Origin of the sequence: Citrobacter sp. Marseille-Q6884 (genome assembly GCF_945906775.1) — a bacterium.
Lineage (GTDB): Bacteria > Pseudomonadota > Gammaproteobacteria > Enterobacterales > Enterobacteriaceae > Citrobacter.
Genome location: NZ_CAMDRE010000001.1, coordinates 1,206,133 through 1,221,843 on the forward strand (window position 1 = coordinate 1,206,133; position 15,711 = coordinate 1,221,843).

Consider the following 15,711-nt stretch of genomic DNA (forward strand, 5'->3'; position numbering starts at 1 on the left):
TAGCGAATGGGGTTAATGTGGCGCAGGCGGAAGTGTTGAATCTGGAAATGGGCGCTAAACAGGTTTTGCAGGAAACCTTTGGCTACCAACAGTTTCGCCCGGGTCAGGAAGAAATCATCGACACCGTGCTCTCTGGCCGCGACTGCCTGGTCGTTATGCCGACCGGTGGGGGTAAATCCCTCTGCTATCAAATCCCCGCATTATTGCTGAACGGGCTAACCGTTGTCGTTTCGCCGCTGATCTCATTGATGAAAGACCAGGTCGATCAGTTGCTGGCAAACGGCGTGGCGGCGGCGTGCCTGAACTCTACCCAGAGCCGCGAGCAGCAACTTGAGGTAATGGCCAGTTGCCGGAGCGGACACATTCGCTTGTTGTATATTGCGCCCGAGCGTCTGATGCTGGACAACTTCCTTGAACATCTGGCGCACTGGAATCCGGTGCTGCTGGCCGTTGATGAAGCGCACTGTATTTCCCAGTGGGGGCATGATTTCCGCCCGGAATATGCCGCACTGGGTCAGTTACGTCAGCGTTTTCCTACTCTGCCCTTTGTGGCGCTGACCGCCACGGCTGATGATACAACCCGACTGGATATTGTTCGTCTGCTTGGCCTCAACGACCCATTAATCCAGATCAGCAGTTTTGACCGTCCGAATATTCGCTACATGCTGATGGAGAAGTTTAAACCGCTCGATCAGCTTATGCGCTATGTGCAAGAACAGCGCGGTAAGTCCGGCATTATTTACTGTAATAGTCGTGCGAAGGTTGAAGATACCGCGGCGCGTCTGCAAAGCCGTGGAATCAGTGCGGGGGCTTATCATGCGGGGCTGGAAAACAGCGTCCGCGCCGAAGTGCAGGAAAAATTTCAGCGCGACGACCTGCAAATCGTCGTAGCGACGGTGGCGTTTGGCATGGGGATCAACAAGCCCAACGTGCGCTTCGTGGTGCATTTCGATATCCCGCGCAACATTGAATCTTACTATCAGGAAACCGGTCGCGCCGGGCGTGACGGCCTGCCTGCGGAAGCGATGCTGTTTTACGATCCGGCAGATATGGCGTGGCTACGCCGTTGCCTTGAAGAAAAACCGGCCGGACAACTGCTGGATATTGAGCGACATAAACTCAACGCGATGGGGGCGTTCGCCGAGGCGCAAACCTGCCGTCGCCTGGTGCTGCTGAATTATTTTGGCGAGGGGCGCCAGGAGCCATGCGGTAACTGCGATATTTGTCTCGACCCGCCAAAACAGTACGACGGTTTAATGGATGCGCGTAAAGCGCTATCAACGATATACCGCGTAAACCAGCGCTTTGGGATGGGCTATGTCGTCGAAGTACTGCGTGGGGCGAATAATCAGCGTATCCGTGAACTGGCTCATGACAAATTGCCGGTTTACGGTATTGGTCGGGATCAGAGCCACGAACATTGGGTGAGCGTGATCCGCCAGCTTATCCACCTCGGGTTGGTGACGCAGAATATCGCCCACCACTCCGCGTTACAGCTTACCGAAGCCGCACGTCCGGTACTGCGCGGCGATGTTCCATTGCAGCTTGCCGTTCCACGAATTGTGGCGCTGAAACCGCGCGTGATGCAAAAATCCTTTGGTGGCAACTACGACCGCAAGCTGTTTTCCAAATTACGTAAACTGCGTAAAGCCATTGCAGATGAAGAGAACATCCCACCGTATGTGGTCTTCAACGACGCCACGCTGATTGAAATGGCCGAACAGATGCCGGTATCGCCGAGCGAAATGCTGAGCGTTAACGGTGTGGGCATGCGAAAACTTGAGCGTTTCGGTAAAGAGTTTATGGCGCTTATTCGTGCGCACGTTGATGGTGACGACGAAGAGTAGTCAGCCAGGCAAAAAAGTGCCAGGATGGTGACTCACTGAACTATTCCCCCGCGAGTCATTTTTATGTTAACGCTATTTTTCACCGTCGCATTGGTGCACATTGTTGCGCTGATGAGCCCTGGTCCCGATTTTTTCTTTGTCTCTCAAACGGCCGTGAGTCGTTCGCGCAAAGAAGCGATGATGGGCGTGCTGGGTATTACCTGTGGCGTCATGGTATGGGCAGGAGTGGCACTGCTCGGCCTGCATCTGATCATCGAAAAAATGGCCTGGTTGCACACTATCATTATGGTGGGCGGGGGTCTGTATCTGTGCTGGATGGGTTACCAGATGCTGCGCGGTGCGTTTAAAAAGCAGGCCGTTGCCGCACCCGCTCCTCAGGTTGAGCTGGCCCAGAGTGGACGCAGCTTTATCAAAGGCTTGTTGACCAACCTGGCGAATCCGAAAGCGATTATTTATTTCGGCTCCGTCTTCTCGCTGTTTGTCGGCGATAGCGTAGGCACGGGTGCGCGCTGGGGTATCTTTGCCCTGATTATCGTGGAAACGCTGGCCTGGTTTACCGTAGTGGCCAGCCTGTTTGCGCTCCCGAAAATGCGTCGTGGCTATCAGCGTCTGGCGAAGTGGATTGATGGTTTTGCCGGCGCGCTGTTCGCGGGCTTCGGTATTCACCTGATTATTTCACGCTAATTTTGTTACCCGCCTGGTCGTCCCAGGCGGAGTACGGTTTATTGCGCAAGTTTCTGTAATTCGTCCTTCGAAAGGCCGGTCATTTCCATAATTGCGTCGGTATCAAGACCCCGTTTGAGCATCGCTTTTGCTACATCAGTTAGGGCGATGCGCCTTCCTTCTTCGCGGCCTATTTGCTTTAGCTGATCCGCCATTGTCATCAGTTTGTCTCCATGCTGCGGCACACGTTGTGCCAGCTTATACAATAATGTCTGAACATCTTGTGTATTCCCTGCTTGCACCATGTAGTTTACCAACACGGTTAATTGTTGTCCGCTCATCTTATTCAGCATAAACAGGCGGGTAAGTTTATCCAACAGCTGCGCCATATCGCGCTGGCGAATATGCTTTTGTACTAATGTCAGCGCCGCCATACTGCGATGCTGCATGATCTCATCGTCGGGGATGATCGTGACATCTACGAGTGGAAAAGGTGAGCTGTAAAGCTGGCCTGCGGTACCCGGATCTTCAAAGTGATCCAGCCAGTTCATTGAGCCTTGCCAGGGGCTTTGCTTTCCGTGGTAAAAGAGCACAGGAATAACCAGTGGCAGGGTATCGTTTCCTGCCTCAAGATGACGTTGCATGGCTGCGATAGCATAGCGCATCAATCGAAACGACATATGCTTGTCCGGTGAGCTTTGGTGCTCAATTAGCACATGTACGTAACCATGGCCGCTGGTAGTTTCCAGTGAATAGAGAATGTCGCTGAAATAGGGGCGCAGATCGTCCTCCACAAAGCTCCCTGATTCCAGATGCAGTGTTTCCAGTTTGCAAATTTTGAGTAATGAGGGCGGAAGATGAATTTCGATAAAATCCCGCGCGGTTTCCACGCGAGAGAGGAAGGACTTAAATACAGCATCATGGGGTGTTGTTGCTTCCGCCATCGTTCATCATCCGTGAAAGGTGAATGTGGCTGAATTCTGGCATGAGCTGTTAATGCCTAACAGCTCAGAGTAAAAGGTTTCTCTCCCTTTGCGGCGGTGCCCGAAAAACCTTGTTCAGCGGCTCTGACAGTTCGCATTCCATTGCGAGCATCGTTCCATTTGTCAGGCATGCCGTGCTGATGCCAGCAAGGCGCCGATCAGCATAAATAGCGAACCAAACACTTTGTTTAGCGCCTTCATCTGCTTTGGCCCTTTAATCCAGCCTGCAATGCGCGTGGCCAGCGTCGCATAACCGATCATCACAATAATATCGACCACGATAGTGGTGACGCCAAGCACCACATACTGCATCACCTGTGGTTCCTGCGGCATGATGAACTGCGGGAACAGGGCAGCGAGAAAAACAATGCTCTTCGGATTGGTCAGGTTAACAAACACTGCTCGTTTGAACAGGCGGCTGCGTGATTGTGCATTCGCCAGGGTGTTCAGGTCGATAGCGCCTGCGGCGCGCCATTGCTGGATCCCTAACCAAATCAGATAGGCCGCTCCTGCCCACTTCAACACCTCAAACGCGATCACTGACCGTGAGAATAACGTTCCCAGTCCAACGCCAACCAGCACGATATGAATACCCAGTCCGGTCTGTAAACCGGCGATCGACGCGCAGGCTCCCCGATAGCCGTGGCTGATGGCGGTTGTCATGGTGTTGATTGCGCCAGAGCCAGGAGACAAGCTCAAAATAATAGAGGTCAGCAGGTAAGCGAACCACCATTCAAAGGTCATGAGAAACTCCCGAATTGTCTATTTTTATGCCACAATACGCTACTGTCGCTGCGTTGTATCAGACACGGCAAAAAAAACGATTTTACTTGGTCAGCGAGGCTGGATACCCGATGTTTCAGCAGCAAAAAGACTGGGAAACAAGAGAAAACGCGTTTGCCGCTTTTTCCATGGGGCCACTGACAGATTTTTGGCGTCAGCGGGAAGAAGCGGAGTTCATCGGCGTAGATAACGTCCCTGTCCGTTTCGTCCGCTTTCGGGCAGAAAAAAATGATCGTGTCATCGTCATCTGCCCGGGACGAATTGAAAGCTACGTGAAGTATGCTGAACTGGCATATGACCTGTTTTATTCTGGTTTTGATGTCCTCATCATCGATCACCGTGGACAAGGGCGTTCCGGACGGATGTTGCCGGATCCGCATCGCGGTCATGTCGATAATTTTAATGACTATGTCGATGATTTGACGGCTTTCTGGCAGCAGGAAGTTCAGCCAGGCCCGTGGCGAAAACGCTACATATTGGCGCATTCCATGGGTGGCGCGATTGCCACGCTTTTCCTGCAGCGTCATCCTAATCAGTGTGATGCCATCGCGCTCTGTGCGCCGATGTTTGGGATTGTGATGCGCTTTCCCGACTGGATGGTGCGTCATATCCTTGACTGGGCTGAAGGGCATCCGCGCATTCGTGAAGGCTATGCGATGGGAACAGGTCGCTGGCGGGCATTGCCTTTCGGGATGAATGCATTAACCCATAGTCGTCAGCGCTACCGGCGTAATTTGCGCTTCTATGCCGATGAGCCGCAGCTACGTGTTGGCGGCCCGACCTATCACTGGGTGCGTGAAGGTATTCAGGCTGGTGAGCAGGTTCTGGCAGGCGCCGGAGATGACGCAACCCCCACACTGTTGATTCAGGCCGAAGAAGAACGTGTGGTGGATAACCGTATGCACGATCGTTTTTGTGAACTCCGCGCCGCAGCTGGCCATCCCGTAGAAGGAGGTCAGCCGCTTGTCATAAAAGGCGCGTACCATGAGATCCTTTTTGAAAAGGACGCAATGCGCTCAGTCGCGCTTAACGCCATTGTTGAATTTTTCGACAGGCATAACTCACCCAGCGGAAACCGCTTTGCTTAGAGGTTTAATTTTCTTATGTATCAGGTTGTTGCGTCTGATTTAGACGGTACGCTGCTTTCTCCCGACCATACCCTGTCCCCTTATGCCAAAGAGACACTGAAGCTGTTGACTGCCCGCGGCGTCAACTTCGTGTTTGCGACCGGTCGTCATCATGTTGATGTGGGGCAAATTCGCGATAACCTCGGCATTAAATCCTACATGATCACGTCTAATGGCGCGCGCGTGCATGATCCTGACGGAAATCTGGTGTTTTCGCATAATCTGGATCGTGACATTGCCAGCGACTTGTTTGGCGTGGTGAATGCGAACCCGGATATCGTGACGAACGTTTATCGCGATGATGAGTGGTTTATGAATCGCCATCGCCCGGATGAAATGCGTTTTTTCAAAGAGGCCGTGTTTAACTACGCATTGTTTGAACCTGCGTTACTGGAGCCGGAAGGCGTCAGCAAGGTCTTTTTCACCACGGATTCCCACGAAAGGTTATTGCCGCTGGAGCAGGCGATTAATGCTCGCTGGGGCGATCGCGTCAACGTCAGCTTTTCGACGCTCACCTGCCTGGAAGTGATGGCTGGCGGCGTGTCGAAAGGTCATGCGCTGGAAGCGGTGGCGAAGGCGATGGGGTATAGCCTGCAGGACTGCATTGCTTTCGGCGACGGTATGAACGACGCCGAAATGCTCTCTATGGCAGGAAAGGGATGCATCATGGGCAATGCGCACCAGCGTCTGAAAGATCTGCACCCGGAACTGGACGTGATCGGTCTCAACGCTGACGATGCTGTGCCGCACTATTTGCGTGAGCTTTTTTTACAGTAATGCCGTTGTCTATTAGTTGACCAGTTGTCAACTGCAATCTTCGCTACAATGGGTGTACCTTCTGTTAAGAGACATCCATTGTGGCGTTACTCATCATTACCACAATTCTGTGGGCCTTTTCTTTTAGCCTGTTTGGCGAGTACCTTGCTGGTCATGTCGATAGCTATTTTGCGGTGCTGGTTCGTGTTGGGCTGGCGGCGCTGGTATTTTTACCGTTTCTGCGTACCCGTGGACACAGCGTAAAAACAATCGGTCTGTATATGCTGGTGGGAGCCATGCAGCTTGGCATCATGTATATGCTGAGTTTCCGTGCCTATCTCTACCTGACAGTCTCAGAACTGCTGTTATTTACCGTCCTGACTCCGCTCTACATTACGCTGATTTATGACCTGATGAGCCGACGCCGTTTACGCTGGAGCTACGCTTTCAGCGCACTGCTGGCGGTGATTGGCGCAGGGATTATTCGTTACGATCAGGTGACCAGCCATTTTTGGACCGGTCTGCTGCTGGTGCAGCTTTCCAACCTTAGCTTTGCTATCGGCATGGTGGGGTACAAACGCCTGATGGAAACGCGCCCGATGCCGCAACACAACGCATTTGCCTGGTTCTATATGGGGGCGTTGCTGGTGGCGATTGTTGCCTGGTTCATGCTGGGGAACGCGCAAAAAATGCCGGAAACCACGCTACAGTGGAGTATCCTGGTGTTTCTTGGCGTGGCAGCATCCGGCATTGGTTACTTTATGTGGAACTACGGCGCGACACAGGTGGACGCGGGCACGCTGGGCATCATGAACAATATGCATGTGCCTGCGGGACTGTTGGTTAACCTGGCTATCTGGCATCAACAGCCTCACTGGCCAAGCTTCATCATTGGCGCGGCTGTGATAGTGGCCTCACTGTGGGTGCATCGAAAGTGGGTCGCTCCGCACTCCGCACAAATGGCAGGTGATCGCAGGCGTGGTTCCGCGCTGAGCGAATAAACGCTTCTGTGACCGACTGACGTTGCTCGCCGTCGCGCACGGCCGCGTACAATCGGCTCCATAATCCTTCTCCCAGGGTCTTGGTGACGACCAGACCCTGGCGCTCAAAACTCTCCACGACCCAATGCGGCAGGGCGGCAATACCCATTCTGGCGGCAACCATCTGAATCAATAGCAGCGTGTTATCTACGCTTTTCAACGACGGGCTAACGCCTGCAGGTTGCAGGAAATGTCGCCAGACATCCAGCCGACTGCGCTGTACCGGATAAATGAGCAGCGTTTCGCTGGCCAAATCTTCCGGCGTTATCTGCGTTTTGCTGGCCAGCGGATGATCGGGCGCCAGGACCAGGCGGACTTCAAAATCGAACATCGGCGAATAGTGCAGGCCGCTGCGCGGAAGAATGTCGGAGGTTAACACCAGATCCAACTCATCCTGCTGTAGAGCAGGCTGCGGATCGAACGTCACGCCGGATTTAAAATCCATCTCCACCTGTGGCCAATTGGCGCGGAAATTCTCCAGCGCGGGGGTCAGCCATTGAATGCAGCTATGGCATTCGATAGCAATGCGTAACCGGGTTTGCTGCGGTTCGTTGCATGCCTGAAGCGCACGGCCAATCTGCGGCAACACCTGATTGGCCAGCTGAAGCAGAATTTCGCCCTGCGGGGTAAAGCGCAAGGGTTGGCTTTTACGAACGAATAATCGAAAGCCGAGTCGCTGCTCCAGATCGCTGAACTGGTGAGAAAGGGCGGACTGCGTCTGGTGTAGCGTGGCAGCCGCCGCTGCCAGCGAACCACTATTCCGCAACGCTTGCAGCGTTTTCAGGTGTTTAATCTCGATCATGAAAGTCCTTCACTTCGGCATGAACAAATTGCGCTTGAGGAATATACAGTAACTGGCAAATATGGATGTGTAAACATCTGGACGTCCAAAACTCGTCATATTTCGACTTGCAGATGCGTTGGCTTCCTCGCTTACCCCAGTCACTTACGTCAGTAAGCTCCTGGGGATGCGCTGTGTCGCCGCCTTCCTGCAAGCCGAACTATTTAGAGTTTTTGCTTCAGATTCAATAAAATAGGAGAGGAAGAAAAATGACAATATTGAATCACACCCTCGGTTTCCCTCGCGTTGGCCTGCGTCGCGAGTTGAAAAAAGCGCAAGAAAGTTACTGGGCAGGTAATGCCTCCCGTGAAGAACTGCTGGCGACAGGTCGCGAGTTGCGTGCCCGTCACTGGGATCAGCAAAAGCAAGCGGGCATCGACCTGTTACCCGTGGGCGATTTCGCCTGGTACGACCATGTTCTGACCACCAGCCTGCTGTTGGGTAACGTTCCGGCTCGTCATCAGAACAACGATGGATCGGTAGATATCGACACTCTGTTCCGCATTGGGCGTGGCAGCGCACCGACCGGAGAGCCGGCGGCGGCGGCAGAAATGACCAAATGGTTTAACACCAACTATCACTATATGGTGCCGGAATTCACTAAAGGTCAGCAGTTCAAACTGACCTGGACGCAGCTGCTGGATGAAGTCGATGAAGCGCTGGCGCTGGGTCACAAGGTGAAACCGGTACTGCTGGGGCCAGTGACTTACCTGTGGCTGGGTAAAGTGAAAGGGGAGCAGTTTGACCGCCTGAGTCTGTTAAACGATATTCTGCCTGTTTATCAGCAGGTACTGACTGCGCTGGCGAAACGAGGCATTGAGTGGGTGCAGATTGATGAACCCGCGCTGGTGCTGGAACTGCCGCAGGAATGGCTGGACGCTTATCAACCGGCCTATGATGCACTCCAGGGGCAGGTGAAGCTGCTGCTGACGACCTACTTTGAAGGCGTCACGCCAAACCTGGACACCATTACCGCGCTGCCGGTGCAGGGCCTGCACGTTGACCTGGTTCACGGGAAAGATGATGTGGCTGAGTTGCATCAGCGTCTGCCAGCAAACTGGCTGCTTTCAGCCGGTCTGATCAACGGTCGTAACGTCTGGCGTGCCGATCTCACGGAGAAATATGCACAAATTAAGGACATTGTCGGTCTTCGTGATCTATGGGTTGCTTCTTCCTGCTCCCTGCTGCACAGCCCTATCGACCTGAGCGTAGAAACGCGTCTTGATGCTGAAGTGAAGAGCTGGTTTGCCTTCGCGCTGCAAAAATGTGGCGAATTGTCGCTGCTGCGTGATGCGCTGAACAGCGGTAATACCGCGACGCTCGTGGAGTGGAGTGCGCCGATTCAGGCTCGTCGTCATTCAACCCGTGTACACAATGCGGCGGTTGAAAAGCGTCTGGCGGCGATTACGGCGCAGGACAGCCAGCGTGCCAATGCTTATCCCGTTCGTGCAGAAGCTCAGCGTACACGCTTTAATCTGCCGGCATGGCCGACGACCACGATCGGTTCATTCCCACAAACCACCGAAATTCGCGGCCTGCGTCTGGACTTCAAAAAAGGTAATCTCGATGCCGGTAACTACCGCACTGGCATCGCGGAACATATCAAACAGGCGATTGTTGAACAGGAACGTCTGGGTCTGGATGTGCTGGTACACGGCGAAGCCGAGCGTAACGACATGGTGGAATATTTTGGCGAGCATCTGGACGGTTTCGTCTTTACCCAGAACGGTTGGGTACAGAGCTACGGTTCTCGCTGTGTGAAGCCACCGGTGGTTATTGGCGACGTCAGCCGCCCGGAAGCGATCACCGTTGAATGGGCGAAGTACGCGCAGTCGCTGACCGATAAACCGGTTAAAGGCATGCTGACCGGTCCGGTGACCATTCTCTGCTGGTCGTTCCCACGTGAAGATGTGACCCGCGAAACGATCGCAAAACAGATTGCGCTGGCGCTGCGTGATGAAGTCGCGGATCTGGAAGCCGCTGGCATTGGGATTATCCAGATCGATGAACCGGCACTGCGCGAAGGTCTGCCGCTGCGCCGCAGCGACTGGGCAGCATATCTGGAGTGGGGCGTGGAAGCCTTCCGTATTAACGCCGCGGTGGCGAAGGACGAAACCCAGATCCACACGCATATGTGTTACTGCGAGTTCAACGACATCATGGATTCGATAGCCGCGCTGGACGCGGACGTGATCACCATCGAAACCTCACGTTCTGACATGGAGCTACTGGAATCGTTCGAAGAGTTTGATTATCCAAACGAAATCGGACCGGGCGTGTATGACATTCACTCACCAAACGTCCCGAGCGTTGAGTGGATTGAAGCCCTGCTGAAGAAAGCCGAGCAACGCATTCCGGCAGAGCGTCTGTGGGTGAACCCGGACTGTGGCCTGAAAACACGCGGATGGCCGGAAACGCGTGCTGCGTTGGCGAACATGGTCAAAGCCGCGCAGAACCTGCGTCAGGCATAATTTTAGTCAGCCCGGTTAGCACCGGGCTTTTTATTGGTCGGCGGTTTCGTTTCACCCTACCTGCAGTGACTTTTTACTTCCATATTGCGCAAACCACTCCAGCATTCTCTGCCAGCCGTCTTGTGCAGATTCTTCGTGATAACTCGGGCGATAATCGGCGTTAAACGCATGCCCGGCGTCCGGATACACGACGATTTCCGCTTTGGCATTGGCGGCGCGTAATGCCTGACGCATCGTTTCGACAGTGTCCTGCGGGATACTGGTGTCTTGAGCACCGTACAACCCTAAAACCGGCGCGTTCAGATCGGTGGCGATATCGACCGGATGTTTGGGGGAGTTTAGCGTTTTGTCACCAACCAGTTTGCCGTACCACGCTACCGCCGCTTTGAGCTGTGGATTGTGCGCCGCGTACAGCCACGTGATGCGTCCACCCCAACAAAAACCGGTAATCATCAGTCGATGTGCATCACCGCCATTGCGCGAGGCCCAACTGGCAACATGGTCGAGATCGGCCAGCACCTGGGTGTCTGGTACTTTGGCCACCAGTCCGCTCAGCAGCGTCGGGATATCGGCAAAGTCGTTCGGGTCGCCCTCGCGAAAATAGAGTTCGGGGGCGATAGCCAGATATCCCTCAAGCGCCAGTCGACGGCAAACATCACGGATATGTTCATGAAGACCAAATATTTCCTGCACGACGATCACCACAGGCAACGGGCCATCGCTCTGTTTTGGCCGTGCGTGATAGGCGGGCATATCGTCGCCTTGTGAAGGAATTGATGTCACACCCGCAATAATCTCGTTATCCGGGGTGTGAACCGTGGTGGATGCGGGTGGTGATACAGCAGGTGCAAAGCCAGATTGTCGTGTTGTTGTCATGGTATTCTCCGTACCCTTAAATATTCAGCAAAACAGCGCATTGTTAACTATAGACACATGCAACGAACCACATTGCCCTAAACGGTCTATCTTTTGTGCAAGGCTTCGCGATAACGAATGATTAATGTGATGAGTGTCACTTTTTGACGGTAAGTTAATGCAATTGATTTACATCAAGGTGATGGGTGTCACGAAATTATGTTTATGCCTTCGGTAAAGTGTCTTTTTGCTTCTTCTGACAAAACCGATTCACAGAGGAGTTTTTATGTCTAAGTCTGATGTTTTTCATCTCGGCCTCACTAAGAACGATTTACAAGGGGCCCAGCTCGCTATCGTCCCTGGCGACCCGGAGCGTGTGGAAAAGATCGCCGCGCTGATGGATAAGCCGGTCAAGCTGGCATCTCATCGCGAGTTCACTACCTGGCGTGCTGAACTGGATGGTAAAGCCGTGATCGTGTGTTCTACCGGTATCGGCGGCCCGTCCACGTCTATTGCAGTAGAAGAGCTGGCTCAATTGGGCATTCGTACCTTCCTGCGTATCGGTACTACGGGTGCAATTCAGCCGCATATCAATGTTGGCGATGTACTGGTTACCACGGCGTCAGTGCGTCTGGACGGTGCAAGCCTGCATTTTGCACCCATGGAATTCCCGGCTGTTGCGGACTTCGAATGCACCACTGCGCTGGTTGAAGCCGCGAAATCTATCGGTGCGACCACCCACGTTGGCGTTACCGCCTCTTCAGATACGTTCTACCCAGGTCAGGAGCGTTACGACACCTTCTCTGGTCGCGTGGTGAGCCGTTTCAAAGGATCTATGGAAGAGTGGCAGTCTATGGGCGTGATGAACTATGAAATGGAATCCGCTACGCTGCTGACAATGTGCGCAAGCCAGGGCCTGCGTGCAGGCATGGTTGCAGGCGTTATCGTCAACCGCACTCAGCAAGAGATTCCGAACGCAGAGACAATGAAGCAAACGGAAAGCCATGCGGTGAAAATCGTCGTCGAAGCTGCACGCCGTTTACTGTAATCCAACCTAAATATAAAGGGCCTTTTGACAAAGGCCCTTTTGCTCTCTGCTATTGAATAATTAAGCGGTCATCTAACGCTGTGACGCTTCAAGCAACGCGCCTAGCGATAATCCCACTTCTTCAGATAACGGCATGAGTTCGTCGCTCACTGTTGCAAAAGCATCAAGAAAATGCCCTTTTTGGTGCAGGCTGACAATTTTCCCGGCACACTGGTGGAATTTAGCATGCAATACCCGAAAATGGTCGTACTCAGGATATTTGGCCAGCGATGCGCCTTCATTATATATCCATTTTCCGACCTGGCAAACGGCATCGCTTGAAACCTGAGAAACATCGAATTCGCTGCCTCGGTGTTCACGTAAAGCGGTTAACCATCTTTCACGCCAGGCAATATGGTAGGCAATGGCTTCTTCAAGGATGAGTCCGTTCAGGTTCTGTCTTTCTTTAGGAACACCTAATGGAATATCTTCACCCGCTATTCTTTTTTTGATCCATGAACCAAATTCCATAATATTCTCCGTAATCTCTCTATCCGTTGGTTGAGTATCCATGTCTAAAGACAAGATGATAAAATATGCTTATATTAGTTTTAATAATATTATTAATTTCTGTGAATAATAAAATTCTCAGATTATATTTTTATTTTGAATGTATTCTTGTAATTATTATGCGTAAACACACAAAGTGTAAATGCATAATACCTTCATGGCATACTACGGGCAACATTACTCAATTCTTTTTATTGCTCAGGTGTCTCAATTTTTATTTATATTTATAAAAACATGATGCAGATCCATTGGTTTTATTCTTCTATTGTTTGTGCCAATTGGTTAGAATGAAGAAATATGACAAATAATATTATTAATATATATTATTTGTGGTATCTCTGATTTTAGATCAAATTCGTCATGACCTTCATTTTTGCTCAGTACCTCGCAGGAATGTCTTTTAAACTGGACATTTATACAGCACAATTCTATTTTATGTGGAAAATAGGTTGAGGCAGGAGGTGAGGTGGATATCTCAGTCATTGTTTACGCGCTTATTGCGCTGGCAGGTGTTGCAATTGGGTGGCTGATTGCAAGTTACCAGCACGCGCAACAAAAAGCCGAACAATTTGCAGAGCGCGAGGATCTTGTTGCGGAGTTAAGCGCGGCAAAGCAAATGCTCGCGCAAGATGGCCACTGGCGTGACGAATGTGAACTGCTCAACAATGAATTGCGCAATTTGCGCAGTATTAACACCTCTCTGGAAGCAGATCTGCGAGAAGTCACTACGCGTCTTGAAGCAACGCAGCAGCACGCGGAAGATAAAATCCGCCAGATGATCAACAGCGAACAGCGTCTGAGTGAACAGTTCGAAAACCTTGCGAACCGTATTTTCGAACACAGCAACCGCCGTGTTGATGAGCAAAACCGTCAAAGCCTGAATAGCCTGCTGACCCCCCTGCGTGAACAACTGGACGGTTTTCGTCGTCAGGTTCAGGATAGCTTTGGTAAAGAGGCACAGGAGCGGCATACGCTGGCGCATGAAATTCGCAACCTTCAGCAACTCAATGCGCAGATGGCGCAGGAAGCGGTGAACCTGACGCGGGCGCTGAAAGGCGATAACAAAACGCAGGGAAACTGGGGAGAAGTGGTGCTTACGCGCGTACTTGAGGCCTCCGGTCTGCGTGAAGGCTATGAATATGAAACCCAGGTCAGCATTGAAAATGACGCGCGTTCGCGGATGCAGCCGGATGTTATTGTCCGATTGCCGCAGGGGAAAGATGTGGTGATTGACGCGAAAATGACGCTGGTTGCCTATGAGCGCTATTTTAATGCAGAAGATGACTACACCCGGGAGAGCGCGCTACAGGAACATATCGCTTCCGTGCGTAACCATATTCGATTGTTAGGACGCAAAGATTATCAGCAGCTTCCTGGATTGCGTACGCTGGATTATGTGCTGATGTTTATTCCCGTTGAGCCTGCGTTCCTGTTGGCGCTGGACAGACAGCCCGAACTGATTACCGAAGCACTCAAAAATAACATTATGCTGGTGAGCCCCACTACGCTGCTGGTGGCGTTACGCACGATCGCCAACCTGTGGCGCTATGAGCACCAGAGCCGTAATGCGCAGCAGATCGCAGACCGAGCCAGCAAACTTTATGACAAGATGCGGTTGTTTATCGATGATATGTCAGCGATTGGCCAGAGTCTGGACAAAGCGCAGGATAACTACCGACAGGCGATGAAAAAACTCTCCTCGGGGCGTGGAAACGTCCTGGCGCAGGCAGAAGCTTTCCGTGGTTTGGGTGTGGAAATTAAGCGCGAAATGAATCCCGAACTGGTGGAGCAAGCGATGACACAGGATGAGGAGTACCGTTTACGATCGGTTCCTGACGCGCAGCAAGATATCAGCACCCTCAATGATGAGGGGGGAAAGCAACAATCAAACTAGTCCATTTGGGGTAGTTGAACCCGGCAGAAGGGTAGGGCAAATTGGCCCAATCTGTTACACTTCTCGAACATTTTATTGATGAGTAGGCACTGAGATGGTGGAAGATTCACAAGAAACGACGCACTTTGGCTTTCAGACCGTCGCTAAAGAGCAGAAAGCTGACATGGTGGCCCACGTTTTTCATTCTGTGGCGTCTAAATATGACGTTATGAATGACTTAATGTCATTTGGCATTCATCGTTTGTGGAAGCGCTTCACCATTGATTGTAGTGGCGTACGTCGCGGACAAACCGTGCTGGATTTAGCCGGCGGTACGGGCGATCTCACCGCGAAGTTTTCTCGCATGGTTGGTGAGACCGGTCAGGTTGTTCTGGCGGATATCAATGACTCCATGCTCAAAATGGGTCGCGAAAAGCTGCGCAATATCGGTGTGATTGGTAACGTCGAGTACGTGCAGGCAAATGCTGAAGCATTGCCATTCCCTGACAATACCTTCGACTGCATCACGATTTCGTTCGGTCTGCGTAACGTCACGGAAAAAGAGAAAGCATTACGTTCCATGTATCGCGTGTTGAAGCCGGGTGGACGCTTACTGGTGCTGGAGTTCTCCAAACCGATTATCGAGCCACTGAGCAAAGCGTATGACGCATACTCTTTCCATATCTTGCCGCGTATTGGGTCGATGGTGGCAAACGACGCAGAAAGTTACCGTTACCTGGCGGAGTCCATCCGTATGCATCCCGATCAGGACACGTTAAAAGCGATGATGCAGGACGCCGGGTTTGAAAGCGTTGATTACTACAACCTGACGGCGGGTGTTGTTGCGTTACATCGTGGTTACAAGTTCTGACAGG

The 15,711-nt window shown here is 52.2% G+C and carries 14 protein-coding genes; 9 read left to right on the top strand and 5 right to left on the bottom strand.

Annotation, left to right across the window (positions count from 1 at the left end):
• The first annotated feature begins 17 nt into the window (after positions 1 to 17).
• Both recQ and rhtC read left to right on the top strand, forming a co-directional pair.
• On the top strand, positions 18 to 1,847 hold the full coding sequence (recQ, locus tag N7268_RS05775) for an ATP-dependent DNA helicase RecQ (protein WP_260862082.1): 1,830 nt from the start codon (positions 18 to 20) through the stop codon (positions 1,845 to 1,847).
• A 63-nt stretch (positions 1,848 to 1,910) separates the two neighbouring features.
• Complete coding sequence (gene rhtC / locus N7268_RS05780) at positions 1,911 to 2,531, top strand: threonine export protein RhtC (RefSeq protein WP_198907388.1); 621 nt, start codon at positions 1,911 to 1,913, stop codon at positions 2,529 to 2,531.
• Positions 2,532 to 2,569: 38 nt separating this feature from the next.
• Here the strand turns inward: rhtC and N7268_RS05785 are convergent, their stop codons facing one another.
• Both N7268_RS05785 and rhtB read right to left on the bottom strand, forming a co-directional pair.
• Complete coding sequence (locus N7268_RS05785) at positions 2,570 to 3,454, bottom strand: Rpn family recombination-promoting nuclease/putative transposase (protein WP_260862083.1); 885 nt, start codon at positions 3,452 to 3,454, stop codon at positions 2,570 to 2,572.
• Between the two features lie 162 nt (positions 3,455 to 3,616).
• Entirely contained in the window at positions 3,617 to 4,237 is a 621-nt protein-coding gene (rhtB, locus tag N7268_RS05790; protein ID WP_198907387.1) for a homoserine/homoserine lactone efflux protein, read from the bottom strand.
• A 110-nt stretch (positions 4,238 to 4,347) separates the two neighbouring features.
• Here rhtB and pldB point away from each other — a divergent pair, with 110 nt between their 5' ends.
• The 3 genes from pldB (at position 4,348) to N7268_RS05805 (ending at position 7,160) form a co-directional block, all read left to right on the top strand.
• Positions 4,348 to 5,364 (top strand): lysophospholipase L2, encoded by a 1,017-nt coding sequence (gene pldB, locus N7268_RS05795; protein ID WP_198907386.1) that lies wholly within the window; start codon positions 4,348 to 4,350, stop codon positions 5,362 to 5,364.
• A 15-nt stretch (positions 5,365 to 5,379) separates the two neighbouring features.
• A complete protein-coding gene (yigL, locus tag N7268_RS05800; RefSeq protein ID WP_260862084.1) occupies positions 5,380 to 6,180 on the top strand; it encodes a sugar/pyridoxal phosphate phosphatase YigL in 801 nt (266 codons plus the stop codon).
• Between the two features lie 80 nt (positions 6,181 to 6,260).
• Positions 6,261 to 7,160, top strand: coding sequence for a carboxylate/amino acid/amine transporter (locus N7268_RS05805; RefSeq protein WP_260862085.1), 900 nt, complete (start codon positions 6,261 to 6,263; stop codon positions 7,158 to 7,160).
• Here the strand turns inward: N7268_RS05805 and metR are convergent.
• Entirely contained in the window at positions 7,048 to 8,001 is a 954-nt protein-coding gene (gene metR / locus N7268_RS05810; protein ID WP_260862086.1) for an HTH-type transcriptional regulator MetR, read from the bottom strand. The genes N7268_RS05805 and metR overlap by 113 nt on opposite strands.
• Before the next feature lie 248 nt (positions 8,002 to 8,249).
• Here metR and metE point away from each other — a divergent pair, with 248 nt between their 5' ends.
• Positions 8,250 to 10,511: a 5-methyltetrahydropteroyltriglutamate--homocysteine S-methyltransferase gene (gene metE / locus N7268_RS05815; RefSeq protein ID WP_260862087.1), complete on the top strand. Its 2,262-nt coding sequence runs from the start codon at positions 8,250 to 8,252 to the stop codon at positions 10,509 to 10,511.
• A gap of 51 nt (positions 10,512 to 10,562) precedes the next feature.
• Here the strand turns inward: metE and N7268_RS05820 are convergent, their stop codons facing one another.
• A complete protein-coding gene (locus tag N7268_RS05820; protein WP_260862088.1) occupies positions 10,563 to 11,387 on the bottom strand; it encodes a dienelactone hydrolase family protein in 825 nt (274 codons plus the stop codon).
• Positions 11,388 to 11,652: 265 nt separating this feature from the next.
• Between N7268_RS05820 and udp the strand changes: the two genes are divergently transcribed.
• Positions 11,653 to 12,414 carry a uridine phosphorylase gene (gene udp, locus N7268_RS05825; RefSeq protein ID WP_006686084.1) on the top strand — a complete coding sequence of 254 codons (762 nt, stop codon included), beginning with the start codon at positions 11,653 to 11,655 and terminating at the stop codon, positions 12,412 to 12,414.
• 72 nt (positions 12,415 to 12,486) lie between these two features.
• Here the strand turns inward: udp and N7268_RS05830 are convergent, their stop codons facing one another.
• Positions 12,487 to 12,924: a CZB domain-containing protein gene (locus N7268_RS05830; RefSeq protein WP_260862089.1), complete on the bottom strand. Its 438-nt coding sequence runs from the start codon at positions 12,922 to 12,924 to the stop codon at positions 12,487 to 12,489.
• A gap of 505 nt (positions 12,925 to 13,429) precedes the next feature.
• Here N7268_RS05830 and rmuC point away from each other — a divergent pair.
• Entirely contained in the window at positions 13,430 to 14,857 is a 1,428-nt protein-coding gene (gene rmuC / locus N7268_RS05835) for a DNA recombination protein RmuC (RefSeq protein ID WP_260862090.1), read from the top strand.
• 94 nt (positions 14,858 to 14,951) lie between these two features.
• Positions 14,952 to 15,707, top strand: a complete 756-nt coding sequence (gene ubiE / locus N7268_RS05840) for a bifunctional demethylmenaquinone methyltransferase/2-methoxy-6-polyprenyl-1,4-benzoquinol methylase UbiE (RefSeq protein WP_045449144.1) — start codon at positions 14,952 to 14,954, stop codon at positions 15,705 to 15,707.
• Positions 15,708 to 15,711 lie beyond the last annotated feature (4 nt).